This is a genomic window from Streptomyces iakyrus (genome assembly GCF_000717055.1).
Classification (GTDB): Bacteria; Actinomycetota; Actinomycetes; order Streptomycetales; family Streptomycetaceae; genus Streptomyces; species Streptomyces iakyrus.
This window is the reverse complement of the sequence record NZ_JNXI01000013.1, coordinates 23,380-46,292: the sequence shown is the minus strand read 5'-3', so window position 1 is coordinate 46,292 and position 22,913 is coordinate 23,380. Positions and strand designations below refer to the sequence as shown.

General features: G+C 71.3%; 22 protein-coding genes and 2 pseudogenes. 13 read left to right on the top strand and 11 right to left on the bottom strand.

The window, feature by feature from the left end:
• Nucleotides 1-372 precede the first annotated feature (372 nt).
• From OO68_RS20145 to OO68_RS20130, 5 genes and pseudogenes are all read right to left on the bottom strand, one after another.
• Nucleotides 373-1,689, bottom strand: a complete 1,317-nt coding sequence (locus tag OO68_RS20145; protein WP_033309800.1) for a diacylglycerol/lipid kinase family protein — start codon at nucleotides 1,687-1,689, stop codon at nucleotides 373-375.
• A gap of 53 nt (nucleotides 1,690-1,742) precedes the next feature.
• Complete coding sequence (locus OO68_RS20140; protein WP_033309799.1) at nucleotides 1,743-2,222, bottom strand: DUF7144 family membrane protein; 480 nt, start codon at nucleotides 2,220-2,222, stop codon at nucleotides 1,743-1,745.
• Nucleotides 2,223-2,252: 30 nt separating this feature from the next.
• Nucleotides 2,253-2,717, bottom strand: coding sequence for an SHOCT domain-containing protein (locus tag OO68_RS20135; RefSeq protein WP_033309798.1), 465 nt, complete (start codon nucleotides 2,715-2,717; stop codon nucleotides 2,253-2,255).
• A 417-nt stretch (nucleotides 2,718-3,134) separates the two neighbouring features.
• Nucleotides 3,135-3,275 (bottom strand): annotated as a pseudogene (locus OO68_RS45540) (class II glutamine amidotransferase); the annotation flags it as partial.
• Nucleotide 3,276: 1 nt separating this feature from the next.
• Nucleotides 3,277-3,633 (bottom strand): carboxymuconolactone decarboxylase family protein, encoded by a 357-nt coding sequence (locus OO68_RS20130; protein ID WP_033309797.1) that lies wholly within the window; start codon nucleotides 3,631-3,633, stop codon nucleotides 3,277-3,279.
• A gap of 669 nt (nucleotides 3,634-4,302) precedes the next feature.
• Here OO68_RS20130 and OO68_RS43135 point away from each other — a divergent pair.
• Complete coding sequence (locus tag OO68_RS43135; RefSeq protein WP_157852739.1) at nucleotides 4,303-5,556, top strand: hypothetical protein; 1,254 nt, start codon at nucleotides 4,303-4,305, stop codon at nucleotides 5,554-5,556.
• A 130-nt stretch (nucleotides 5,557-5,686) separates the two neighbouring features.
• Nucleotides 5,687-5,953 (top strand): hypothetical protein, encoded by a 267-nt coding sequence (locus OO68_RS20120; RefSeq protein WP_033309796.1) that lies wholly within the window; start codon nucleotides 5,687-5,689, stop codon nucleotides 5,951-5,953.
• Nucleotides 5,954-6,001: 48 nt separating this feature from the next.
• Here OO68_RS20120 and OO68_RS48740 read toward each other — a convergent pair whose 3' ends face one another.
• Entirely contained in the window at nucleotides 6,002-6,184 is a 183-nt protein-coding gene (locus tag OO68_RS48740; RefSeq protein WP_051814734.1) for a hypothetical protein, read from the bottom strand.
• Here OO68_RS48740 and OO68_RS47730 point away from each other — a divergent pair.
• The 8 genes and pseudogenes from OO68_RS47730 to OO68_RS20080 form a co-directional block, all read left to right on the top strand.
• Nucleotides 6,114-6,320 (top strand): annotated as a pseudogene (locus OO68_RS47730) (HGxxPAAW family protein); the annotation flags it as partial. The gene OO68_RS48740 and the pseudogene OO68_RS47730 sit on opposite strands and share 71 nt — an antisense overlap.
• Before the next feature lie 243 nt (nucleotides 6,321-6,563).
• Nucleotides 6,564-7,436, top strand: coding sequence for a DUF2797 domain-containing protein (locus OO68_RS20110; protein ID WP_078625376.1), 873 nt, complete (start codon nucleotides 6,564-6,566; stop codon nucleotides 7,434-7,436).
• 109 nt (nucleotides 7,437-7,545) lie between these two features.
• Nucleotides 7,546-8,286 carry a response regulator transcription factor gene (locus OO68_RS20105; protein ID WP_033309794.1) on the top strand — a complete coding sequence of 247 codons (741 nt, stop codon included), beginning with the start codon at nucleotides 7,546-7,548 and terminating at the stop codon, nucleotides 8,284-8,286.
• Nucleotides 8,283-9,890 carry a sensor histidine kinase gene (locus tag OO68_RS20100; RefSeq protein WP_033309793.1) on the top strand — a complete coding sequence of 536 codons (1,608 nt, stop codon included), beginning with the start codon at nucleotides 8,283-8,285 and terminating at the stop codon, nucleotides 9,888-9,890. The genes OO68_RS20105 and OO68_RS20100 overlap by 4 nt, the downstream gene beginning before the upstream one ends.
• Nucleotides 9,891-9,904: 14 nt before the next feature.
• Entirely contained in the window at nucleotides 9,905-11,317 is a 1,413-nt protein-coding gene (locus OO68_RS20095; protein WP_033309792.1) for a bifunctional glycosyltransferase family 2/GtrA family protein, read from the top strand.
• Nucleotides 11,314-13,434, top strand: a complete 2,121-nt coding sequence (locus OO68_RS20090) for an ArnT family glycosyltransferase (protein ID WP_033309791.1) — start codon at nucleotides 11,314-11,316, stop codon at nucleotides 13,432-13,434. The genes OO68_RS20095 and OO68_RS20090 overlap by 4 nt, the downstream gene beginning before the upstream one ends.
• Nucleotides 13,435-13,540: 106 nt before the next feature.
• Complete coding sequence (locus OO68_RS20085) at nucleotides 13,541-15,037, top strand: MFS transporter (protein ID WP_033309986.1); 1,497 nt, start codon at nucleotides 13,541-13,543, stop codon at nucleotides 15,035-15,037.
• Between the two features lie 148 nt (nucleotides 15,038-15,185).
• Nucleotides 15,186-15,965 carry a TetR/AcrR family transcriptional regulator gene (locus OO68_RS20080; protein ID WP_033309790.1) on the top strand — a complete coding sequence of 260 codons (780 nt, stop codon included), beginning with the start codon at nucleotides 15,186-15,188 and terminating at the stop codon, nucleotides 15,963-15,965.
• 32 nt (nucleotides 15,966-15,997) lie between these two features.
• Here the strand turns inward: OO68_RS20080 and OO68_RS20075 are convergent, their stop codons facing one another.
• Together OO68_RS20075 and OO68_RS20070 are read right to left on the bottom strand one after the other, a co-directional pair.
• Nucleotides 15,998-16,468 carry a PPOX class F420-dependent oxidoreductase gene (locus OO68_RS20075; protein WP_033309789.1) on the bottom strand — a complete coding sequence of 157 codons (471 nt, stop codon included), beginning with the start codon at nucleotides 16,466-16,468 and terminating at the stop codon, nucleotides 15,998-16,000.
• 10 nt (nucleotides 16,469-16,478) lie between these two features.
• On the bottom strand, nucleotides 16,479-16,841 hold the full coding sequence (locus OO68_RS20070; protein ID WP_033309788.1) for an STAS domain-containing protein: 363 nt from the start codon (nucleotides 16,839-16,841) through the stop codon (nucleotides 16,479-16,481).
• Between the two features lie 207 nt (nucleotides 16,842-17,048).
• Here OO68_RS20070 and OO68_RS20065 point away from each other — a divergent pair, with 207 nt between their 5' ends.
• Both OO68_RS20065 and OO68_RS20060 read left to right on the top strand, forming a co-directional pair.
• Entirely contained in the window at nucleotides 17,049-17,771 is a 723-nt protein-coding gene (locus OO68_RS20065) for an ANTAR domain-containing protein (RefSeq protein ID WP_051814732.1), read from the top strand.
• A 57-nt stretch (nucleotides 17,772-17,828) separates the two neighbouring features.
• The gene (locus tag OO68_RS20060) at nucleotides 17,829-18,530 is read left to right on the top strand and encodes a GAF and ANTAR domain-containing protein (RefSeq protein WP_033309786.1); all 702 of its coding nucleotides are present in this window, start codon (nucleotides 17,829-17,831) and stop codon (nucleotides 18,528-18,530) included.
• On the opposite strand, the gene OO68_RS20055 is transcribed toward OO68_RS20060, so the two are convergent.
• The 3 genes from OO68_RS20055 to OO68_RS20045 all read right to left on the bottom strand — a co-directional run bounded on the left by OO68_RS20055 (nucleotide 18,513) and on the right by OO68_RS20045 (nucleotide 22,448).
• Nucleotides 18,513-19,334, bottom strand: coding sequence for a YceI family protein (locus OO68_RS20055; RefSeq protein WP_033309785.1), 822 nt, complete (start codon nucleotides 19,332-19,334; stop codon nucleotides 18,513-18,515). The genes OO68_RS20060 and OO68_RS20055 overlap by 18 nt on opposite strands.
• Nucleotides 19,335-19,423: 89 nt before the next feature.
• Nucleotides 19,424-21,862: an MFS transporter gene (locus tag OO68_RS20050; protein ID WP_033309784.1), complete on the bottom strand. Its 2,439-nt coding sequence runs from the start codon at nucleotides 21,860-21,862 to the stop codon at nucleotides 19,424-19,426.
• Nucleotides 21,863-21,959: 97 nt separating this feature from the next.
• Complete coding sequence (locus OO68_RS20045) at nucleotides 21,960-22,448, bottom strand: MarR family winged helix-turn-helix transcriptional regulator (RefSeq protein WP_033309783.1); 489 nt, start codon at nucleotides 22,446-22,448, stop codon at nucleotides 21,960-21,962.
• Nucleotides 22,449-22,663: 215 nt separating this feature from the next.
• Here OO68_RS20045 and OO68_RS20040 point away from each other — a divergent pair, with 215 nt between their 5' ends.
• Complete coding sequence (locus tag OO68_RS20040) at nucleotides 22,664-22,861, top strand: hypothetical protein (protein WP_033309782.1); 198 nt, start codon at nucleotides 22,664-22,666, stop codon at nucleotides 22,859-22,861.
• The last annotated feature ends 52 nt before the right edge of the window (nucleotides 22,862-22,913 follow it).

Here is a 22,913-nt window from a genome sequence, read left to right as displayed (position 1 = left end):
CTACGCCTCACGCTATGGCGCGACTGGCGCGGTCTTCGGGATGGCTTCGGTCCTTTTCGGTGCCATGCTCGTTGTCGCATCGGCGGCCGCTGGGGCGGGAGGTACGAGACGAACTCGTCCGGATCCATCAGGGCCTGCGCCCGTCCCAGGATGAGGTTCGCCGCCAGTGGGACAGCATCGTCGAGCAGACGCGGTCGCGTTGGCGCACTGTGCGCAAACAGCCCTCTTACCATCAGCCGGAGGACTTCCGTTGACGATCACGTCTCGGGAGATCGGCCAGCGCTTCCGCGCTGAGGTACGAGGAGCGAGCACGGGCTCGGACTGGCAGCATCCGGACGCCGAGTGCCCGCGTGGGCCTGCCTGGCCGCTCCTTCATCGCTGGTCTTGTCCCCGGCCCGAGGAGAGGCGGCCCAGCGCCATCCGTGCCACGCGTGGCCAGTCGGCCGCAGCGCCACTGACCCGCGGTGCGTGGGAGCGACGGTGCGGCACGCGCACCCGGAGCGCCCCGGGCGCGCTGCGGCACACGACGGGTGACGGCAGAACGACGTGCTCTCCGTCGATGCCGACCGGGAGGGTGCCCGTGCCGGCTTCGACGACGACCTCCGCGGCGCTCAGCCGGATGAGTCCCCCCGAGCGCGGACCGCCTACCATGCGCGCCGCTTGGGCGGTGTTGCCGACCCGCACGCACACCACGCCGAGGAGTCCCGAGTCCAGGCGCTCCCGGCGCCCCGGATGGGCCGCGTCGACAGCACGACCGTAGGGATTGTTGCTGACGAGTAGTGCCTGAAGTCCGTCGACGTACGTCCGATCGGCCCGGGTCCGCAGCCTGGGCGCGTTCTCGCCGGTGAGGAGGCCGGGGAGCGTGCGCAGGGTCGTGCGGGCTTTGGCATCCCGGTACGCGGGGTCGGTGACGATGGACGCGTACGTGCCGAACGAGGCGTTGTTGACGAAGACCCGGTCCGCCGCGTACCCGAGGTCGATGCGGAGTTCGACGCCGTGGGTCAGGGCATCCAGGGCGGCTGCCGGATCGTCGCGGTCGAGGCCGAGGTCGAGGGCGAAGTGGTTGCGGGTACCGGCGGGAATCACCACGAACGGCAGGTCGTGGCGCGCCGCCACCTCGGCCACCAGCGCCTGGGTGCCGTCGCCGCCCGCCACCGCCAGGAGATCGGCTCCCTCGGCTACGGCCTGCCGGGCCAGTTCGGTGACGTCCTGGTGCCGGCCCGCGTCGAGCAGGGCCACACGACAGCCCGCGGCCCGGGCCTTCTCCACCAGGTCGAAACGATCCACCTTGCCGCCGCCGGAGCGCGGATTCATGAGGACCCAGGGGGTATGGGGTGCCTCCGCGAAAGCATGCCGGGAGGTGGCGGTGTGACCAGGTGCCAGGGCCGTACGTGCCGCTGTGAGGGCCAGCAGCCACAGGCCCAGGGACAGCAAGGCCGGCCCCAGCATGCCGAATGAGGCGTACAGGGCCAGGACAGCGCCCGGCGCGATCAGCGACAGGGCCGCCCCGAGGGCACGGAGCGCACCGGTGTGTGCCAGGGTCCACCACACCCCGACGGCGGCGAGCGCCAGTCCGGCGATGCCCGCCAGCGCCCACAGCACGCTCCGCAGACCGGCGACGACGAGCGGCACCAGGATGCTGCCCAGCAGGGCGAGTACGGCGAGGCGGGCCCGTCCCGCACGGCTCATGAGCGGGGCTGTGCCGACCCCTCCCGGTCCCCTCGTGTTCCGGTTACGTCGCACTAGGCCGGTGGGCGCTTCTCGTAGGGCCGGCGCTCCTCGGACAGCGGGCGCTCCTCCGACAGCTCGTAGAGGTTGCCGCGCTGGACCGCGCACAGGGCCCAGATGACGAAGCCCGAGATGGTGATCATCACAACCGACCAGACCGGGTAATACGGCAGGGAGAGGAAGTTGGCGATGATGACGAGTCCGGCGATGGCCACGCCGGTGACGCGCGCCCAGGTCGCGGTCTGGAGCAGCCCGATGCTGACGATCACGGCGACCGCGCCCAGAGCGAGGTGGACCCAGCCCCAGCCGGTGAGGTCGAACTCGAACACATAGTTGCGCGTCGTGAGGAAGATGTCGTCCTCGGCGATGGCCATGATGCCCCGGAAGATGTCGAGCAGGCCGACGAGGAAGAGCATCACGGCCGCGAAGGCCGTCAGGCCGGTTGCCCATTCCTGCTTCACCGTGTGTTCCGGACGGGTGGGTGTCGCGGTCATCTCGTGCCTCGTTTCGTGCGATCCGGATGCTCAGCGATGGGTGGTACGAGAGGTGAGGCCCGAGTGCTCCGCCGGACCGTGGCCGGTCAGGACCAGGTCCTTGGCCTTGCGGAACTCCTCGTCCGTGATGTCGCCGCGGGAGCGGATCTCGGACAGCTTGGCGAGTTCGTCGACGCTGCTGTTCCGGCCGCCGGCCGCAGTCTCCCGGATGTAGGTGTTGAACTCCTCCTGCTGCGCACGCGCCTGCGCTGTCTCACGGCGGCCCATGTTCTTGCCACGGGCGATCACATAGACGAAGACGCCCAGGAACGGCAGCAGGACGGTGAGCACCAGCCAGCCGGCCTTCGCCCAGCCGCTCATGTCGTCGTCACGGAAGATGTCGACCACTACACGGAAGAGCAGGACGAACCACATGATCCACAGGAAGAACAGGAGCATGCTCCAGAACACACTCAGCAGGGGGTAGTCGTACGCCAGGTACGTCTGCGCGCTCATGTCTCTCCTCCGTCCCGGGCGTCGGCCCGGCGCCGCCGTCGCGTGCTGGCTCCAGCGTGGGCACGGCAAGGCCCGGATGGCCTCACCCGATGCGGGTGAGGCCGCGGCAGCCAGTGGCCCGGGTTGACGAGCCGTGGGGAGCCCTTCATGACGTTGAGCACCGACAGGCGGGACAGCAGCCGGGGCGGGGCCCCGGACCGCAGAGTCGCCGCGACCCGCGCCGCTGTGCGCCTGGGTGACGCCGGAGTATCTGCGGGACGGGTGCCCGGGGGGCGGCTTTCCGACCATGACTCACGGGGGCCGCGCGTTCCGTCGCTGGTCCGTCGCACGGCCGGCCGATCCGGCGGCGGCCGCGAGGATCGCCAGGACGATCAGGACGGCCAGGACGATCAGGATGTGCGTGTCGCGCGTGTATCAGCCGACGCCGAAACCGTCGCCGTTGGTCGTCTCCACCCCCGTGCGGGAGTGCGGGCGCTGGTCGATCAAGGAGCGTTCCGGCTGGAGGAGGACCTGGCTGAGAAGGACGGGTGTACCCGAGCAGGCGATCCAGAGGCACATCTCACGTCTTGCTCCTGCTCTGGGCCTCCGTCTCGGCCATCGCCTCGGCCTCGGCCTCGGCCAGGGCGATGGTGATGCCGAGTGCCTCGGTGATGTGCGTTGCGGCCGACATGACGCGTGCCGTACCCACAACGGGGGCGATGGCGACGAGAACGTCCTGCAACTGCTCGGCGGTCAGGTCGGCCTTGATGGCAGGGTCGACATGCGCGAGGTAGGAGATCGCTGGTGCGTCCATGGCCGCGAGCGCGGCCAGGCGGGTGAGAAGGAACGTCTTCTCGTCCAGGCCGCAGCGCTCGATCGAGTCGACCGTCATGGCGGCGAGCGTGTCGAGAACGGGGGTGTCTGACCGTGTGGCCATGTCCGGTCCGCCTTCCGGTGCCGTGCGGAGCCGACGCGCGCCATCCCGTTGACCAGCGGAACCCTTCACGTGTCGGCTGTTCACTCAACCACGGTAGGAGCCGCGAGGGTCGAGCGCATGTTGGGCTGAGCGGGTGATTGCAGTCCTCCGCAGGGACGCGGTCTTCTTCGCCGCATCCGGCAGGCTGCATCCAGTTCGGCATGCCGGTCCTGCCTCCCGAAACGACCGACGTTTCCGCGTTGAGGATGCGATCGAAGCGTTGGTGTCGACGGCTTTTGCCTTGACGGCAGTGCGCGCAGCAACGGCCCGCGGGGGGAGGGCAGCTGACTCGGCCCGGTGAAGCAGGAGATCCACCCGGCGCGGAGCTGAGTAGCCGTACCCATGTGCCGGTCTGATCATTGTCCTCAACGGCGTTGAGGTTCAGTCCCACCAGGATCAGCGGTGCCGTGACATACCCTCAGCGGTGGGCTGCAAGGATCTGGCTCTGCTCGGCCGTGACCACGACGGACCGGGGTTCATGAACACCCCACTGCGCCTCGACCGTAACTCCACCGCCCCTCGCGCCAGTTCCCACTACGATCACGTGTCCGCTGCTGGGCAGGACATCGCGAGGGGGACACAGGCGTGGGCAGAACACAGGGGTATGGAGGCCGTCGGCGGGGCGGGGGCATGGCTGCGTTGGCTGTCGCCACGGTGCTGCTTCCGCTCGTGGCGGGGTGTGGCGGGGGCAGTGACGACACCGGCTCCGATGCCAAGGGCGCTCAGGCGACTGCCGGACAGCCGGGCGGGGGCAAGAGCGCGGACCAGGGGGGCGGGGACTTCCCGGACAAGGGTGTGATCGTCACCGCCTCGTGTTCCGTGCCCGCGAGCAATCCGGCCGGCGTGACGGTCACGGGCTGGGATCCGACCACGTGGAAACGGACCGTCTCCCGGACCTTCACCGTCCCGGCCGAGGCCGTGGTCGCGGAGGCCGACGACGTCGCCTCCCCGCTCGTGGAGCTGTGCGCTGACAACTTCCCCGGTGTCGGCGCGTCCGAAGAGGGGCCGCGTCCCGTCGCCGCCACCCGGCTGCGGCAACTTTTCGACAAGGACTTCTCCCGGATGGCCGTCGTTCTCATCGATCGAGAGACCGAGTCGACAGGGGTGGGCTACGTCGACACCAGCGGCAAGCTGACCAGGCTGTCCGGTGAACAGAGCGAGGACTTCGGTGACGCGCCCAGGGAGGAGAACGCCGTCTTCGCCCAGGACGGCAGTGCGGTCTGGTTCACCGAGACCGACTCTTCGGATCGTGTGCGGATCGCCGGCCGTGCCGTCTCGGGAGACCACGCGGTGACCGAACAGGGGGGCGGTGACGGCCGTTACTTGGACGGAGCCGGCCTCGCACTCGCGGGTGACCCGGTGCGCGGGCTGTTCGGCAAGGAAGTCCGCGTCAGTCACGACGGGAGCAAGGCGACGAGCTTCATCACGGGGCGGGGCTTCAGCGTGGCCGACGTGCCGCAGCGCAGTGCGCTGTTCAAGGTCGGCGGGGCGAAGGCAACCGGCATTCCCTACGAGGCCGACTGCTACCCCTACGGCTGGGTCGACGACGTGACCGTGCTGTGCGGCCCCCGACTCGACGAGGCCGACGATCCGGAGCGGAGGAACTCCTTCTGGACGCTGGACACTTCTCGGCTCGACGGCACGGCGGATCTCCCAAAGGGTGCAAAGGGTGCCCTGGGTGATCCGATCATCCCGGCGACGGACCGGAAGACCACCGTGCGGGCCATCTCACCGGACGGAAAACAACTGATCTTCGCCTCGCTCCAGGGCACCCGGCTTGAGTTCTTCGTCTCCGCCATCACCCCCGGCGCAACCCCGAAGAAGATCGCAGCAAGGGGCGCGGCCAGGGCGCTGAGCGTGGGGGACGTCCTGGAGTGGCGGTAGAGGCCGACGCCTGGGCAGCGCTGGATGCCTGAATCACACGTCGCTCCAGCCCGTCTCCTCTCCGTAGGTGGCGGGCCGCGCCGAGGAAGGGGACGCTGGAATCGGGGGTGACGTGAGGGAGAGGTGTTCCATGGCTCGGACCGGCCCGGATCACAAGGCGCGCCAGCCGTTCCTCGCCCGGCCCGGCGTTCGCCGCCTCGTGCCGGTCGTTCTGATCACCGCGGTCGCTCTGGTCTTCATCTTCGAGAACCGCTCGGATGTCGAGATCCGCCTTCTCGTGCCGATCGTGACCATGCCGCTGTGGGGAGCTCTCCTGATCGCCTGGGCTCTCGGGATGCTCGCCTGTGTCTTCACCGTGCGCCGACGGTCGAGCCGGCACTCCCGGCAGCCCAGGTAGGGGAGGCGGCAGTTCCCCAGGCGGGTCGCGCGGCGCCGGGGCCTCCGGTCAGTCCGGGCGGCAGTGCTCCTCCACGTAGTTCGCCGCCAGCGTGCTCGCGCGGGTGAACCAGTCGTGCAGGACCGCGATCTCGTCCGGGGAGTAGTCCGCGAAGAGGTGCGGGGTCATCAGGGTCTCGGGCGTGCTGATCGCCGGCGGCCTGGCGATCGGGGTCGTGAGCCTGCTCGTCACCTGGGCCCTGCATCTCGCCGGGTGGGGGAAGGGGCCGGGTCTGCGGCCCCGGGCGGAGTGGGACTGGCGGGTCCGCGACTCGGCGGCTCCGGGCGGGCACCCGGAGTGCCTGGCGTGCCGGCCGGCCGACGGGGGCGTGGCGCGCGTGTGGTGGTGCCGGTCATGTCGGCCCAGCGAGAGAGCCAGCCGGAGACCGTCGCCGCCGCCGGGGCCGACTCCGTGCGCTGAGGCCGCTGACCACAGCCGCTGACCACCGGAGCTGACCAGGAGCGCTGACCAGGAGCGCTGACCACAGCCGCAGACCACCGGAGCTGACCACCTGCGCTCCCCACCGGCCGCCGCCCCGCATTGTCAGTGGTGCCCCCTACCCTCGGCAGAGATGGCACAGGCATGGAAGTGCTCGGGGCTGCGGTGGTCGGCGGACGGCCCCGTGCTGGTGTGGGACGGCGGCCGGCGCAGTGCGCTGACCCGGGGGAAACGCGTGGCTTTCGGGGTCGCGGAGGGGGGTGTGCGCATCTGCGTGGGGGCGCGGGGGCACACCTGCCCGGTCGGTGCGGCCGTGCCGGGGCGCAGTACGGGGGCACGGTGCGAGGAGTGTGCGCGGCTGGACCGGGCGCACTCCGTGGCGGCGGACACCATCGCCGACGACCCCCGGCCGTACCACGTGTATCTGGCGTGGTTCGGACCCGGCATGGTCAAGGTCGGGATCACGGCGCAGGCGCGGGGCTCCGCACGGCTCCTGGAGCAAGGCGCGGTCTGTTTCAGCTGGCTCGGCCTCGGTCCGCTCATGGCCGCGCGGCGTACGGAGGAGCTGCTGCGGGCCGCCCTGCGGGTGCCCGACCGGATCCCGTACGCCGAGAAGCGGGCGGTCCGGGCCGCCCTGCCGGAGACCGCCGCCGACCGGGCCCGTGAGGTGGCCGAGCTGTACGAGCGGGCGGTCGCGCTCCCCGCGTGGCCGGAGTCGCTCGTCCGGGAGCCGCTGCGGGTCGTCGATCACGTGGGGGTCTTCGGGCTCGGGGGACTGCCCGTCGCCGTCGGGCAGGTGAGCGAGCTCGTCGCCGGGGGCGTGGTCGGCGGGGAACTGGTCGCGGCCGCGGGGCCCGATCTGCATCTGGCCACCGGAGGCGGGGTGGTGGTGCTGGACACGCGGTTGATGACGGGGTGGGGCCTGGTGCCCGCCGCGGCGGGTGAACCGACCGTGCCGATCCGGCAGTTCAAGGAGGCGGCCGGCGTGCAGGACGGGCTGTTCTGATCCGTCCGGCGCTTTCCCAGGCATTGCCTGGGAAAGCGCCTGTGTGTTTCTCAGAGAAATCACAGGTTGCCGAAAGCGTGTTCTCAGAGCTCCCCGACATCGTGCTCACATGACCACGACCTCGCCCCAGGGGCGCACCGAACTGCTCAGGCCGGACGGGAGCCCCGTCCGCGTGCTGGTGGTCGACGACGAGATGTCGATCACGGAGCTGCTGTCCATGGCCCTGCGCTACGAGGGATGGCAGATCAGGAGTGCCGGTGACGGCACGGGCGCGATACAGGCCGCCCGCGACTTCCGGCCCGACGCCGTCGTCCTCGACATGATGCTGCCCGACATGGACGGGCTGGCCGTGCTCGGGCGGCTGCGCCGCGAGCTGCCGGACGTGCCGGTGCTCTTCCTCACCGCGAAGGACGCCGTCGAGGACCGGATCGCCGGACTGACGGCGGGCGGGGACGACTACGTCACGAAGCCGTTCAGCCTGGAGGAGGTCGTCGCGCGGCTGCGCGGGCTGATACGCCGCTCCGGTGCCGCCGACCGGCGTTCGGAATCCGTGCTGGTCGTCGGGGACCTCACCCTCGACGAGGACAGCCACGAGGTGACCCGGGCCGGGGACGGCATTCACCTGACCGCGACCGAGTTCGAGCTGCTGCGGTTCCTCATGCGCAATCCGCGGCGCGTGCTCAGCAAGGCGCAGATCCTCGACCGCGTGTGGTCGTACGACTTCGGCGGCCAGGCCAACGTCGTCGAGCTCTACATCTCCTATCTGCGGCGGAAGATCGACGCCGGGCGCGAACCGATGATCCACACGCGGCGCGGCGCCGGGTACCTGATCAAGCCCGCGGCCTCATGAGCGGGCGACGGCGGCCGCGTACGCAGCAGCGGGCGGGCAGGCGGTGGGCAGGCAAGCCGCGCACGCTGCGGACACGGCTCGTCGTCGCGTCCGTGGTGCTGATCGCGGTGGTGTGCGCGGTGATCGGGACCGTGACGACGCTCGCGCTGAAGTCCCACCTCTACGAGCAACTGGACGGGCAGCTCGGCGCGGCCGCGTCCAGGGCCGCGCAGAGCCCGCCCAGGGAACCGGGCCCGGACGGGGACGACGGGCCCGCCGGGAAGAAGAGGGAGAGCCTCAGCGACTTCGTCACGCGGGGGCCCCAACCGGGCGGTACGGTCGTCGCCAAGGTGGAGGGCGGCCGGATCACGGACTCCGCGTACGGCGTGTCCGACGACAACTACCAGGTGAGCGCCCGGACGCTGAACCCCGCCCAGACCGCCGCGCTCGCCTCCCTGCCGCAGACCCCCGAGGATCCGAGAACCGTCGACCTCCCGGGGCTCGGCGACTACCGGGTCGAGTTCAAGAGCGGCGACAAGGGCAGCTACTACGTCGCCATCCCGACCGCCGACGTCGACAACACCATCAGCACTCTCATCCTGGTGGAACTCAGCGTCACGGGTGCCGGTCTCGCCGCCGCCGGTCTCGCCGGTCACGTCCTGGTCGGCGTCGCCACCCGCCCCCTGCGCCGCGTCGCCGCCACCGCCACCCGCGTCTCGGAACTGCCCCTGCACACCGGCGAGGTGAACCTCAGCGAGCGGGTCCCCGACTCCGAGACCGACCCGCACACCGAGGTCGGCCGGGTCGGTGCCGCACTCAACCGGATGCTGGACCACGTCCACGGGGCGCTCCACGCACGGCAGCAGAGCGAGACGCGCGTCCGGCAGTTCGTCGCCGACGCCAGTCACGAACTGAGAACACCTCTCGCCTCCATCCGCGGCTACGCCGAACTCACCCGACGCGGCAGGGAGCAGGTCGGGCCCGACACCCGGCACGCGCTGGGCCGGATCGAGTCCGAGGCGGGCCGGATGACCCTCCTCGTGGAGGATCTGCTGCTGCTCGCCCGGCTCGACGCGGGACGGCCGCTCCAGTTCGGGCAGACCGACCTCGTCCCGCTCGTCGTGGACACCATCAGCGACGCCCGGGCGGCCGGCCAGGACCACAACTGGCGTCTCGACCTGCCCGATGAGCCCGCGCTCGTGTCCGCGGACGCGGCCCGGCTGCAACAGGTGCTGATCAACCTGCTCGGCAACGCCCGCACCCACACACCGCCCGGCACGACCGTCACCGCCCGCGTCCAGCGGCGCGGGACCTGGCTGTGCGTGGACGTCGAGGACGACGGGCAGGGGATCCCGCCCGCGTTGCTCCCGCACGTCTTCGAGCGGTTCGCGCGGGGCGATTCCGCGCGCTCCCGCGCGACGGGCTCGACCGGTCTCGGCCTCGCCATCGTGCAGGCCGTGGCGAGCGCGCACGGCGGTGCCGTGACCGTCGACAGCGTGCCCGGGCGGACCGTGTTCACGGTGCACCTGCCCGCGCTGCCGTTCCAGCCGCAGCCGGACATGAGCCGGCAGCAGCACTCACAGGCACGCCACAGCGTCACCACATCGGCACAACAGGGCGCCTGACGACAGTCGGTTCCATGCGAACCGACTCTTCTCCCGGCACCCTGCCGGCGCGGGAGCACCTCCCGGCCGCACCAGCCGGTACGCCTGTCCTGGACGTAGTGATCCCCGTCTACAACGAGGAGAAGGACCTCCAGCCGTGCGTCCGCAGACTGCACGAGCACCTCGACCGGACGTTCCCGTACGCGTTCCGCATCACGATCGCGGACAACGCCTCCACGGACACCACCCCGCAGGTGGCGCGGCAACTGGCGGCGCAGATCCCCGAGGTGACCACCTTCCGTCTGGAGCAGAAGGGGCGCGGCCGGGCCCTGCGGGCCGTGTGGTCCGCCTCGGACGCCCCGGTCCTCGCCTACATGGACGTGGACCTGTCCACCGACCTCAACGCCCTGCTCCCGCTGGTGGCGCCGCTGATCTCCGGCCACTCCGACCTCGCGATCGGCTCCCGGCTGGCGCGCAGTTCCCGGGTGGTGCGCGGGCCCAAGCGGGAGTTCATCAGCCGGGCCTACAACCTCATCCTGCGCGGCTCGCTCCAGGCGCGGTTCTCGGACGCCCAGTGCGGCTTCAAGGCGATCCGCCGGGACGTGGCGCAGATACTGCTGCCGCTCGTCGAGGACACCGGCTGGTTCTTCGACACCGAGATGCTGGTGCTCGCCGAGCGCGCGGGGCTGCGGATCCACGAGGTGCCGGTCGACTGGGTCGACGACCCCGACTCGACCGTGCACATCGTCAAGACCGCGACCGACGACCTCAAGGGCGTGTGGCGGGTCGGCCGGGCGCTGGCCACCGGCTCGCTGCCGCTGGACCGGCTCGCCCGGCCGTTCGGTGACGACCCGCGCGACCGGGACATCGAGGACGTGCCGAAGGGACTCGCCCGCCAGCTCGTCGGGTTCTGCGTGGTCGGCGCCCTGTCCACCCTCTTCTACCTGCTGCTGTACAGCGGCTTCCGGGTGTTCACCGGTTCCCAGACCGCCAACGCCCTCGCCCTGCTGGTCTCGGCGGTCGCCAACACCGCGGCCAACCGGCGGCTCACCTTCGGGGTGCGCGGGCGGGGCGGGGCCGTCCGGCACCAGGCGCAGGGTCTGGTGGTCTTCGGCATCGGACTCGCCCTGACCAGCGGCTCGCTCGCGGCACTGAACGCGGCGACCTCCGAGCCCGCCCACTCCACCGAACTGGCCGTCCTCGTCGCGGCCAACCTCGCCGCCACCGTGCTGCGCTTCCTGCTCTTCCGGGCGTGGGTGTTCCCGGACCGGCGCGAGGACGACCCGGCGCGTGCCGCCTCGCCCTCGTACGACCCGGTGCGCGCCCCCTCACCCGCGTACGACACCACCCCCTTCCGCGCCGGTGAAGTCGCGGACTCCTGGCGGGATGCCACCGCGCAGCTGCTGCCGGTGCGCCCGCACGACACCGATGCGAGGGACTCGCGATGACCGTCCACTTCGACCAGCAGACAACCGGCAGAGGCACGAGCCCCGGCCCGGCATCCGGGGCGCACGCCGGTGCCCCGGCCCGGCCCCTCCCGCAACGGCTGTGGCGCGGCCGCCCCGAGGACCCCCGCTGGGCCCGCCCGGCCTTCCTCGCCCTGCTGCTGGCGACGGCCGTCCTCTACCTCTGCAACCTGAGCGCCTCCGGCTACGCCAACTCCTTCTACTCCGCGGCCGTTCAGGCGGGCAGCCAGTCCTGGAAGGCGTTCTTCTTCGGCTCGCTGGACGCGGCGAACGCCATCACCGTGGACAAGCCCCCGGCCGCGCTGTGGCCGATGGCCCTCTCCGTGCGGCTCTTCGGCCTCAGCTCCTGGGCGATCCTCGCGCCCGAGGTCCTGATGGGCGTCGGCACGGTGGCCGTCGTGTACGCGGCCGTGCGCCGCCGGTTCAGCCCGGCTGCCGGGCTCATCGCGGGTGCCGTCCTCGCGCTCACCCCCGTCGCCGCACTCATGTTCCGCTTCAACAACCCCGACGCGATGCTGGCGCTGCTGATGGCGGTGGCCTGCCTGCTCGTCATCCGTGCCTTGGAGGACGGCCGCACGAAGTGGCTGCTGTGGGCCGGTGGCGCGATCGGCTTCGCCTTCCTCGCGAAGACCCTCCAGGCTTTCCTGATCCTGCCGCCGCTCGCCCTCGTCTACGGCGTCTGCGCCCCCGTGCCGGTGAAGAAGCGGATCGGCCAACTGGCCGCGGGCCTCGCCGCGATCGTCGTCTCCGGCGGCTGGTGGGTCGCGGTCGTCGAACTCTGGCCCGCGTCCTCCCGCCCGTACATCGGCGGCTCGCAGAACAACAGCTTCCTCGAACTGACCTTCGGCTACAACGGCCTGGGGCGCCTCAACGGCGACGAGACCGGCAGTGTCGGAGGCGGCGGTCGGGGAGGCGACGGCGGTGGAGCCTGGGGCGAGACCGGCTGGGACCGGCTGTTCGGCTCCTCCATCGGCGGCCAGATCTCCTGGCTGATCCCGGCCGCGCTGATCCTGCTCGTCGCGGGGCTGGTGGCCACCGGCAGAGCCCGCCGGACCTCGGCGACCCGCGGCGCGTTCCTGGTGTGGGGCGGCGCGCTGCTCACCACCATGGTGGTCTTCAGCTACATGCAGGGCATCTTCCACGAGTACTACACGGTCGCCCTCGCCCCCTACATCGCCCCGCTGGTCGGCATGGGCGCGGCCCTGCTCTGGGAGAAGCGGGACAAGGCGTGGGCGTCGCTGACCCTGGCCGCCGCGATGACGGCGACCGCGGCCTGGGGGTACGTCCTGCTCAACCGCTCCTCCGACTACCTGCCCTGGCTCAAGTACCTCGTCCTGGCCGGCGGTCTGACGGCGGCCCTCGGCCTGATCTTCGCCGGCCGCCTGGGACGCAGGCTGGCCCTCGGAGCGGCCGGGCTGGGCCTCGTCGCCGCGCTGGCCGGTCCGGCGGCGTACACCCTCACCACGGTGAGCGAGGGGCACACCGGCTCGATCGTCACGGCAGGCCCGGCGGTCGCGGGCGGCCGGGGCGGACCGGGCGGTGGCGGCGGTCCCGGCGGGGGCGGATTCCCGGGCGGTGGCCCGAACCAGCCAAACGGCAACACCCAGGGCCGGCAGGGCAACGGCTTCCCGGGCGGCGGCCCGAACCAGCAGGGCCAGGGTCCGAACCAGCAGAACGGGGATGGCGGTCGTACGGGCGGTATGGGCGGAGGCGGCGGCGTCGGCGGCCTGCTCAACGGCGCCAGTGTCAGCTCCGAGGCCAAGAAACTGCTGGAGACCGACGCCGACCGGTACACCTGGGCCGCCGCGGCCATCGGTGCCCAGAACGCGGCGAGTTACCAGCTGTCCACCGGCGACCCGGTGATGGCGATCGGCGGCTTCAACGGCACGGACCCGTCCCCGACCCTGGCCCAGTTCAAGAAGTACGTGGCAGAGGGAAAGATCCACTACTTCATCGCCTCGGGCAGCATGGGCGGCGGCATGGGCGGCAGCAGCGACGGCACCTCCTCCCAGATCACGTCCTGGGTCGAGGCCACCTTCAAGAAGGTCACGGTCGGTTCGGCCACGTTCTACGACCTCACCCAGAAGGCGAGCAGCTGACACGTCCCTGACCGGACGAAGGGCGGTGGCCGAAAGCCACCGCCCTTCGCCGTCCCCGCCGAAACGCTGTTGTACGCCGTATAGGAACTGTTCTACGGTGTACAGCATGACGACGTCCCCCCAGGAAACGGCCGCGCCGCAGACGGCCCACGGAAGCCACCCGCAACGCTGGCTGATCCTCGGTGTCATCTGCCTCGCGCAGCTCACCGTGCTGCTCGACAACACGATCCTCAACGTGGCGATCCCCTCGCTCACCCGCGAGATGGACGCGACGACCGCCGACGTCCAGTGGATGATGAACGCCTACGCACTGGTCCAGTCGGGCCTGCTGCTCACCGCGGGCAACGCCGCCGACCGCTACGGCCGCAAGCTGCTGCTGATGTCGGGCCTGGCGATCTTCGGCCTGGGCTCGCTGGCGGCCGGGCTCTCCCAGAGCCCGGGCCAGCTGATCGCGGCCCGCGCGGGCATGGGCGTCGGCGGTGCGCTGCTGATGACCACGATCCTCGCGGTCGTCGTGCAGATCTTCGACGACCAGGAGCGGGTGAAGGCCATCGCGCTGTGGTCGACGGTCAGTTCGCTCGGCTTCGCGGCCGGACCGCTGATCGGCGGCGTGATGCTGAACCACTTCTGGTGGGGCGCGATCTTCCTGATCAACATCCCGGTCGCGTTGCTCGGCCTGGTCGCGGTCGCGGCGCTGGTGCCGGAGTCCAAGCACAAGGCCGGCGACCGGCCCGACCTGCTCGGCGCGGTGCTCTCGACCATCGGCATGACGGCCGTCGTGTACGCGATCATCACCGGGCCCGAGCACGGCTGGACCTCCGCGCAGGTGCTGGTCTCGGCGCTGATCGGCGTGACCGTGCTCGGCCTGTTCGTGCTGTGGGAGCTGCGCACCGAGCACCCGATGCTCGACATGCACTTCTTCCGCAACCAGAGGTTCGTGGGCGCGGTCGCGGGCGCGATCCTCGTGGCGTTCGGCATGACGGGGTCGCTGTTCCTGCTCACCCAGCACCTGCAGTTCGTCCTCGGCTACGAGCCGCTGGACGCCGGGCTGCGGACGGCGCCGCTGGCGCTGACCGTCGTCGCGCTCAACTTCACGGGGGTCGGGGCGAAGCTGGTCCTCAAGGCGGGCACGCCGGCGGCGATCGCGCTCGGTATGACCCTGGTGTCCGCGGGGCTGGCGGCGATCGCGCTGCTCGGAGGGCACGGGTACGAGGGCATGCTGCTCGGCCTGGTCGTGATGGGGGCGGGTGTGGCGCTGTCCATGCCGGCGATGGCCAACGCGATCATGGGCGCGATACCGCCGGAGAAGGCGGGGGTGGGAGCGGGGATCAACGGGACGCTCGCGGAATTCGGCAACGGGCTGGGCGTCGCCGTCCTGGGGGCGGTGCTCAACTCGCGGTTCGCGTCGTTGGTCGCCGTGTCCGCGGCGTCGTTGCCGGCGGCGCTGGCGGCGGCGGACTCGGCCGAGGAGAAGGCCAGGATCTCCGACGCGTTCGCCACCGGCCTGGAGACCAGTCAGCTGGTGGGGGCGGTTGCCGTGCTGGCGGGCGGGCTGGTCGCGGCGGCGTTGCTTCGGCGTGCTGAGCGGGCAGAGTCCGCCTAGGAGCTCGGGGCTGTCGCCGGCGCGCGGGTGCGGGTCCGTCGTGGTGGATCGCACCCACGCGGCGGACCCGCACATCGGCACAGCCCCGCGCCCCTGAAAGACGGCCCCTCTAGCATGAGCGGCGTTGGAAGATCGAGGAAGGTGCGCCATGGCGAAAGCCGCCCGGCAGGATCAGTCGCGGTCCAGCGTCTGGCTGGAGGGCACGGCGCACCGGCGGCGCGGTGGCGGGCAGCCCTCGGGGCTGGACCGGGAGCGCATCATCGAGGTCACCGTGCGGCTGCTGGACGCAGAGGGCCTGGCCAAGTTCTCGATGCGGCGGCTGGCCGGCGAGCTGAACGTCACGGCGATGTCCGTCTACTGGTACGTCGACACCAAGGACGACCTGCTCGAACTGGCCCTGGACCGGGCTATGGGCGAGGTGCGGCTGCCCGATCCGGACGCCGGTGAGGACTGGCGGGACCAGGTGCGGGCGCTCGCCCGGGAGTACCGGACGCTGCTCGTGCGGCACCCCTGGGTGTCCGCGCTGGTCGGGGTCTTCCTCAACATCGGCCCCAACAACCTGGCGTTCTCCCGGGTGGTCCAGCGCGTCGTCCGCAGGACCGGCCTGCCCGCGAAACGCCTGACGAGCGCGATCTCGGCCGTCTTCCAGTTCGTCTACGGCTACGGCACCCTGGAGGGCCACCTCGCCTCCCGGGCCACGGCCGGCGGCATGAGCGTCGACGAGTACTTCCAGCAGGCCCTGAGCGCCGTGACCGCCGCCCCGCAGGCCGCCGACGTCCTGAAGGAGTCGCGGGAGATCATGGCGGCCCGCGGCGGCGACACGGTCGCCGAGATGCTGGAGCGTGACTTCGAGTTCGCGCTGGAGCTGCTGATCGCGGGCATCGAGGCGATGGTCACCCGCGAGCGGGAAGCCGAAGCGGAGGGCTGACCTGGCGGGGCCTGACCCGGCGGAGGGCCGGCCTACTCCCCTTCGACCAGCCGCGCCGGGAACCCGCCGGTCGCCACCGGCCCCCACCGCTCCGGCGTGATCCGGATGATCGACTTGCCCTGCTTGAGCATGGCCGCGCGGTACTCGTCCCAGTCGGGGTGCTCTCCGGCGATGTTCCGGTAGTACTCGACGAGTGGTTCGACGGAGTCGGGGGCGTCGACGACCTCGGCCGTGCCGTCGATCTGCACCCAGGGGCCGTTCCAGTCGTCGCTGAGCACGAGCAGGCTCACGCGAGGGTCCCGCTTGGCGTTGCGGGTCTTGGCGCGCTCCGGGTAGGTGGAGACCACGATCCGGCCGGAGTCGTCGACACCGCAGGTCAGCGGCGAGCCCTGGGGGCCGCCGTCGGCCCTGCGGGTCAGCAGGATCGCGTGGTGGCGGGGGCGGACGAAGTCGAGCAACTCGTCCAGGGAGACGCGGGTGTTCGTCGCGATGTTCGGTGCCATGTGCGGCAGCCTACGACGCCAGGGCTTCGGCGAGGTCGTCGTACACGGGGACGTCCCGGCGCAGGCCGGTCAGCTCCAGGACGCGCCCCGTGACCCCCTCCGGCCGGGCCACGAGACGCACCACGGCCCCGGGAGGCAGCCGGTGCCGCACGTCGTTGATCAGGCGGACGCCCTGGGAGTCCATGAAAGAGGTCGTGCTCAGGTCGAGGACGAGAACCTCCAGCCGGTCCTCCCGGGCCCCGGCCGCGGACAGGACGAGCGGCAGCAGCTCCGCCGCGTTGCAGAAGTCGATCTCGGCGGGCATCGTGAGGTGGACGCGACCGGGGAGGTCGCGCGGTTCTGTGGGATTCGTGAAGAAGGTCACGGCACTCACCTGGCAGACGTTCGTCCGGTTTCCGGTAAGGCCGCTTCCTGACCCGTGGCGCCATTCCACCATGCGGGGGGCGGGTGGTGGAAGCGCCCCGCAGCGTCGTCGGCCGGGCGTCACTTGGAGGCAACCGAACAGTTAGAGTGCTGTCCGTCCTGTGCTCGCAGTCGGGAATGTGCTGCGGAGCTCTCCTGCGCACGGCCATGGCCGTGCATGCCGAAGAGGTTCGTGGTGGCTGCGTCCGAGTTTCCTGATTTGCCCCGTATTCCGGCTGGCGTCGAGCTGGCCGAGGCCCTCACGGTGGCTTCTCAGCAGCTGCACGAAACCCTCACGCCGCACAGCGCCCTGCGCACGGCGGTCCGGCTGGCGGTGCACCTCATGCCGGGCGCCGAGCACGCCGGCATCTCCGTGCTCGAACGTGGCAACAAGCTCCGCACGCTCGCCTGGACCGACGAGGTCGTGCGCTCCGCCGAGTCCCGGCACACCGGCCGCGAACAGCACGGCCTCTGGGACGAGTTGTGGAACAGCCCGGTGGCTGGCATAACGGACAGCGAGGCGGACGACGGCTGGGACGTGCTCGCGGCGCTGGGGCTGCGCTCCGCGCTGTCGCTGCGGCTGCGCGCCGACCGCCGCCGGCTGACCGTCCTCACGGCGTACGCACGCAAGCCGGGCGTCTTCGACGAGGAGGCCACGCGCGTCGGCCGGCTGTTCAGCGCGCACGTCAGCATCGCCCTGGACTCGGCGACCGTGCGCGAGCAGCTCACCGAGGCCATGCACACCCGGGACCTGATCGGCCAGGCCACCGGCATCCTCATGGAACGCCAGGGCATCGACGCCTCCGCGGCCTTCGAGAGCCTGGTGCGGGCCTCCCAGCGGGAGAACGTGAAACTGCGCGACCTCGCCCGCCGGATCGTCGGTGCGCACAACACCCCCTGAGGTGAGGTGGATTACGTCGGGGGCGTGTCCGGCCGGTGACGGGATACCCGTACGGTCATGAGTTCCGAAGCGTCCGACACGCTGGACCAGGCGATGGTGCGCAGCAGCGGTCTCGACACCCTGCTGAGGGATCTGACCGACCGCGCGGTGCAGGAGGTGCCCGGCGCGGACGCGTGCAGCATCACCGTGCGCCGCGCGGGCCGGCTGCTCACCCTGGCCGGCAGCGACGGCATGCCCAGCGGCCTGGACCTGCGCCAGTACGAGAACAGCTCGGGACCTTGCGTGGACGCGGCCGAGACGGGTGAGGAACAGTACGCCCCGGATCTCGCCGAGGAGTCCCGCTGGCCGTCGTACACGCGGTACGCGCTGTCGACGGGCGTCCGCTGTGTGCTGGCGGTGCCGATCGCCGTGGAGGGCGAGAGCGGCGCCGCGCTCAACTACTACGGGGTGCGGGCCGGGGCGCTGGACACGGGCCGGGACGCGGCCCGTGCCTTCGCGGCCCGGGCCGGGGACGCGATCGGCGTGGCGCTGCGGATCGAACGCCGGCGCCAGTCGGCGGCCGATGTGCGCACCGCGCTGCTCTCCCGCAGCGTCATCGACCAGGCGGTCGGCATCCTGATGGCCCGGGAGCGGATCGACGCACGGATCGCGCTGGAGCGGCTGCGCCGGGTCTCGCAGGACCGGAACGTCAAACTCCGGGACCTGTGCAGCCAGTTGGTGGCACGGGTGTCCGCGCCGGACTCACACCGCCGGAAGTGACCCGCCCAGCACGGCCTGGATGTCCAGCTCCACCTTCAGCGTCGTGCCGACGGCGGCGATGCCGGCCTGCAGGACCTGGTTGTAGTTCATCGCGAAATCCTCGCGGTGCAGTTCGGTCGTCGCGCGGAACGCCGCCCGGGTGCCGCCCCACGGGTCCGGGCCCGTGCCGAGGTAGGCCAGATCCAGGTCCACGGGCCGGACGACCCCGTGCATGCCCAGCTCGCCGTGGACGGTCCACCGGTCGGACCCGGCCGCCGTCAGCCCCGTCGACCGGAAGGTGATCTCCGGGAACCGCTCGACGTCCAGGAAGTCCGGCGACTTCAGGTGCCCGTCGCGCATGCCGTTGCCGGTATCGATGGAAGCGGCCCGGATCACCGCCTCCACGCGCGACTTGGTGACGTCGTCCGGGGCGATCTCGATCGAGCCGGAGAACTCCGTGAACCGGCCGTGCACGCTGGAGATGCCCAGGTGCTGGGCCACGGCGGCCACGCTGGAGTGCACCGGGTCGACGGTCCACGGCCCGGGCGGCGGCAGCTCGGTGCCGCCCTGCCGAGCCAGCGTCACGGTGCCGACCTCGGCCCGCCCGCTCGCGGTCACGATCACGCTGGAGGCCGCGGGTGCGTAGCCCACGGCCGTGACGATGACGGTGTACGCCCCCGGCTCCATCGGCGTCGCGTCCCGTACGGCACCCTCCGCGTCGGCCTCGGCCCGCAGCACCTGCGCGCCGGTCATGTCCGCCACCGTGACGACCGCGTGCGACACGGCCCATCCGTCCCGGGTGCGGATCCTCGCGGTCAGTCCCATCTCAACTGCTCCTCAGAAAGAAACCGGCCCGCGACAGGGGGCGCACCTCCGCTCAGAGCGCGCCCACCTGCCACGGGCCGGGGTCCGTACTACTCGCCGGGGTGGGCGAGTTCGATGTCGTGGGCGTCGGTGCCGGCGCCCGTGACCGTCAGGGCGGTGGCCACCGGCGGGTAGCCCGTGGCAATGACGGTGTACTCGCCGCCGTCCAGGTCGGTGAAGGCGTACGCCCCGTCCGTCCCGGTCGTGGCCGAGCCGACGACGTTGCCCGCCTGGTCGACCAGCGTCACCCGGGCGTCGGCCAGCGGCCCGTGCGGGGCGCGGACGACACCCTGGACGCGGGCGCCCGCGTCCAGGTCGATCTCGACCCGGGTGACCCCGGTGCCGCCCACCTCGACGGGCAGGGCGCGCGGCCGGTACCCGGCGGCGTTCACAGCGACGGTCACCGCTCCCGGCACCAGCTCGGCGAAGGAGAACTCGCCCTGCTCACCCGTGGTCCCGTTGGCCAGCAGGTCGCCGCGCACATCCGTCACGATGACCATGGCGTCCTTGACCGGCTGCCCGCTCTCGGCGGCCCGCACCAGGCCGGTCAGCCCGCTGGTGCCGCTGAGCAGGATGTCGTAGGCGACCGGCTCGCCGTTCACCACGACCGTGGAGGCCTGCGGCTGGAAGCCGTCGGCGGAGGCGATCAGGACGTACGAACCGGAGCCCGGGGCGTCCACCGCGTACGAGCCGTCGGCCTGCGCCACGGACCGGCCCAGCTGACGCCCGGCCAGCGAGATCAGTGTGACGGCGGCGTGCGGCACGGGCGCGGACTCGTTCCCGCGGACGAAACCGCGGACCGGGACGCCTCCGGAGGCCTCCTCGGCACGCACCACCGTGGCGACGGCGGCGAGCCGCTGCGTTCCCTCGGGCCCGGACTCGGCGTCGGCCACGGCCCAGCTCGGCACGGCCTTCTCCGCTTCGGAGGCCGCGACGGCTTCAGCCGGAGCCACGGCCGGCGTCTCCGTGTCGGCGGCCTGCGCCAGCCCGCCCTTCGTCTTCAACGGGACCTCCTTGATGAACAGGGACACCAGCAGCGCGAGCAGAGCCAGCGGGGCGGAGTAGAGGAACACGTCCGCGACACCGTGGCCGTAGGCGCTCTCCACGACGGTGCGGATCGGCGCGGGCATCGTGCTCAGGTCGGGTATGCCGCCGCCGCCCGTGCCGGCGTGACCGAGGGCCGCGCCCTTGGGGCCGAGGTCGGTGAGGCCGTCCTTGACGTAGTCGGTGATCCGGTTGCCCAGGACCGCGCCCAGGGCGGAGACGCCCACCGCACCGCCGAGGGACCGGAAGAAGGTCACCGTGGAGCTGGCGGCGCCCAGGTCGCCCGGCTCCACCTGGTTCTGCGTGCACAGCACCAGGTTCTGCATCATCATGCCGATGCCGAGACCCAGCAGCGCCATGAAGATCGCTATGTGCCAGTACTCGGTGTCGTACCGGATCGTGCCCAGCAGGCCCAGGCCCGCGGTCACCAGCACGCCGCCGCCGACCAGCCAGCCCTTCCAGCGCCCGGTCCGGGTGATGACCTGGCCGGAGACGGTGGAGGAGATGAACAGACCCGCGATCATCGGGATCGTCATGACGCCGGACATCGTCGGCGACTTGTCGCGGGCCAGCTGGAAGTACTGGCTGAAGAAGACGGTCCCCGCGAACATCGCGACACCGACGAACAGCGAGGCCAGCGAGGCCAGCGCGATGGTGCGGTTGCGGAACAGCCGCAGCGGGATGATCGGCTCGCTCGCCTTCGCCTCGACGAGGACGAACACCGCCAGCAGCACCAGCGAACCGCCGACCATCGCGTACGTCTGCCAGGACACCCAGTCGTACTTGTCACCGGCGAAGGTGACCCACACCAGCAGCAGGCAGACGGCCGCCGTGATGAAGAAGGCGCCGGCCCAGTCGACCTTGACCTTCCGCTTGACCACGGGCAGGTGCAGGGTCTTCTGCAGCACGATCAGGGCGATCACGGCGAAGGGCACGCCGACGTAGAAGCACCAGCGCCAGCCGAGCCAGTCGGTGTCGGTGATGACACCGCCGACCAGCGGACCGCCGACCATGGCGGTGGCGAAGGTGGCGCCGAGGTAGCCGTTGTACCGGCCGCGCTCACGTGGCGAGATCATCGCCGCCATGATGATCTGGGCCAGCGCGGACAGACCGCCCATGCCGATGCCCTGGACCGCGCGGAACGTGATGAGCATGCCCGGGTTCTGGGACATGCCGGCCGCCGCCGAACCCAGCACGAAGATGACCAGCGCGAACTGGATCAGCAGCTTCTTGGAGAACAGGTCGGCGAGCTTGCCCCACAGCGGGGTGGAGGCGGTCATCGTCAGCAGGGACGCGGTCACGACCCAGGTGTAGGCGCTCTGGCCGCCGCCGAGGTCGCTGATGATCCGGGGCAGGGCGTTGGAGACGATCGTCGACGACAGGATCGCGACGAACATGCCGAGCAGGAGGCCGGTGAGGGCCTCCATGATCTGCCGGTGCGTCATCGGAGCGCCGTCGCCGGAGGAGCCGTGGGAGCCTCCCCCGTGCTTGGCATGAGCCCGCACACCGGCTGGTGTGGTCGTTGCCATGGGCTTCCTTTTCTTACGTGCTTGCGGGTGTACGGGTGGTCTGGTCGAAAGCGGCCGGCGCTGCCCGGGTCCCGGGCCGGCAGTCGAAGCTCTCCCTCAGCCGCGCCATGAGGCTGGTGAGCCGGCCGACGTCCTCGTCGGACCAGTCGCTCAGGCGCTCGGCGAGGACCTCGGTGGTCCGCCGGGACAGCTCGTCGAGCTGTGTGTGGCCCGCGGGTGTGAGGCGCAGGATGCGTGAGCGTTTGTCCGCGGGGTCGGGGGAGCGCTCGACCCAGCCCCGGGCCACGACGTGCGCGACGTGGCGGCTGGTGACCGACATGTCCACCGCCAGGAGCTCGGCGAGCTTGCTCATGCGCATGTCGCCGTGGCGTCCCAGCAGCGTCAGGACGGCCGCCGACCCGCCGGGGCACTCGGCGGGCATGATCCGGCCGAGCTCCCGCTTCACGGCGCCGAAGGCGCTGAACTGGCGGACCAGCTCTTCGTACTGCGCCTGTTCGGCCATGACACCTCCCGCTTTCGTTGCTTAGGGCAACCGTAGAAGCTGTTGGTTGCTGAAGGCAAATAAAAGAAGAGGTGTAGACCCAAAAAGTTGGCAAAGGCAAGTATTGCGGGAGTAAACGTGCTGGTGACGAGCCCGGCGGCAGGGGGCGGTCAGGGCGAATCGGAACCCCAACCCCCACTTGGGGAGCCCCGGCGTTTTCGCTAGGGTCTCGGGCCATGGCTAACAACCAGGCCCCGCAGGGCAATCACGACCCCGCCGGCAGCACCCAGATGTTCCGCGCGTTCGTCGACGAGGCCCCGCAGGGCCGTCAGGCGGCGGCCCCGTCCAGCGGCGGGCCGCGTATCGGTCTCATCCTCGGCGTCGTGGTCGCCGTGGCGGTCATCGCGGCGGTGGCTTGGCTGGCACTGGCGTAACGCTGCCGATGCCGAGTACTCGGCGTGGGTACTGAGGCCGGGTGGGTCCGCA

What these genes read in the sequence shown, in the direction of transcription:
- OO68_RS43135 (WP_157852739.1), top strand. Translation starts at nt 4,303, where the DNA reads ATGGCTGCGTTGGCTGTCGCCACGGTGCTGCTTCCGCTCGTGGCGGGG.
- OO68_RS20110 (WP_078625376.1), top strand. Translation starts at nt 6,564, where the DNA reads ATGGCACAGGCATGGAAGTGCTCGGGGCTGCGGTGGTCGGCGGACGGC.
- OO68_RS20080 (WP_033309790.1), top strand. Translation starts at nt 15,186, where the DNA reads ATGGCGAAAGCCGCCCGGCAGGATCAGTCGCGGTCCAGCGTCTGGCTG.
- OO68_RS20140 (WP_033309799.1), bottom strand. Translation starts at nt 2,222, where the DNA reads ATGACCGCGACACCCACCCGTCCGGAACACACGGTGAAGCAGGAATGG.
- OO68_RS20130 (WP_033309797.1), bottom strand. Translation starts at nt 3,633, where the DNA reads ATGGCCACACGGTCAGACACCCCCGTTCTCGACACGCTCGCCGCCATG.
- OO68_RS20050 (WP_033309784.1), bottom strand. Translation starts at nt 21,862, where the DNA reads ATGACGCACCGGCAGATCATGGAGGCCCTCACCGGCCTCCTGCTCGGC.
- OO68_RS20085 (WP_033309986.1), top strand. Translation starts at nt 13,541, where the DNA reads ATGACGACGTCCCCCCAGGAAACGGCCGCGCCGCAGACGGCCCACGGA.
- OO68_RS20120 (WP_033309796.1), top strand. Translation starts at nt 5,687, where the DNA reads ATGGCTCGGACCGGCCCGGATCACAAGGCGCGCCAGCCGTTCCTCGCC.
- OO68_RS20065 (WP_051814732.1), top strand. Translation starts at nt 17,049, where the DNA reads ATGCCGAAGAGGTTCGTGGTGGCTGCGTCCGAGTTTCCTGATTTGCCC.
- OO68_RS20045 (WP_033309783.1), bottom strand. Translation starts at nt 22,448, where the DNA reads ATGGCCGAACAGGCGCAGTACGAAGAGCTGGTCCGCCAGTTCAGCGCC.
- OO68_RS20090 (WP_033309791.1), top strand. Translation starts at nt 11,314, where the DNA reads ATGACCGTCCACTTCGACCAGCAGACAACCGGCAGAGGCACGAGCCCC.
- OO68_RS20135 (WP_033309798.1), bottom strand. Translation starts at nt 2,717, where the DNA reads ATGAGCGCGCAGACGTACCTGGCGTACGACTACCCCCTGCTGAGTGTG.
- OO68_RS20095 (WP_033309792.1), top strand. Translation starts at nt 9,905, where the DNA reads ATGCGAACCGACTCTTCTCCCGGCACCCTGCCGGCGCGGGAGCACCTC.
- OO68_RS20105 (WP_033309794.1), top strand. Translation starts at nt 7,546, where the DNA reads ATGACCACGACCTCGCCCCAGGGGCGCACCGAACTGCTCAGGCCGGAC.
- OO68_RS20040 (WP_033309782.1), top strand. Translation starts at nt 22,664, where the DNA reads ATGGCTAACAACCAGGCCCCGCAGGGCAATCACGACCCCGCCGGCAGC.
- OO68_RS20100 (WP_033309793.1), top strand. Translation starts at nt 8,283, where the DNA reads ATGAGCGGGCGACGGCGGCCGCGTACGCAGCAGCGGGCGGGCAGGCGG.
- OO68_RS20055 (WP_033309785.1), bottom strand. Translation starts at nt 19,334, where the DNA reads ATGGGACTGACCGCGAGGATCCGCACCCGGGACGGATGGGCCGTGTCG.
- OO68_RS20075 (WP_033309789.1), bottom strand. Translation starts at nt 16,468, where the DNA reads ATGGCACCGAACATCGCGACGAACACCCGCGTCTCCCTGGACGAGTTG.
- OO68_RS20145 (WP_033309800.1), bottom strand. Translation starts at nt 1,689, where the DNA reads ATGAGCCGTGCGGGACGGGCCCGCCTCGCCGTACTCGCCCTGCTGGGC.
- OO68_RS20060 (WP_033309786.1), top strand. Translation starts at nt 17,829, where the DNA reads ATGAGTTCCGAAGCGTCCGACACGCTGGACCAGGCGATGGTGCGCAGC.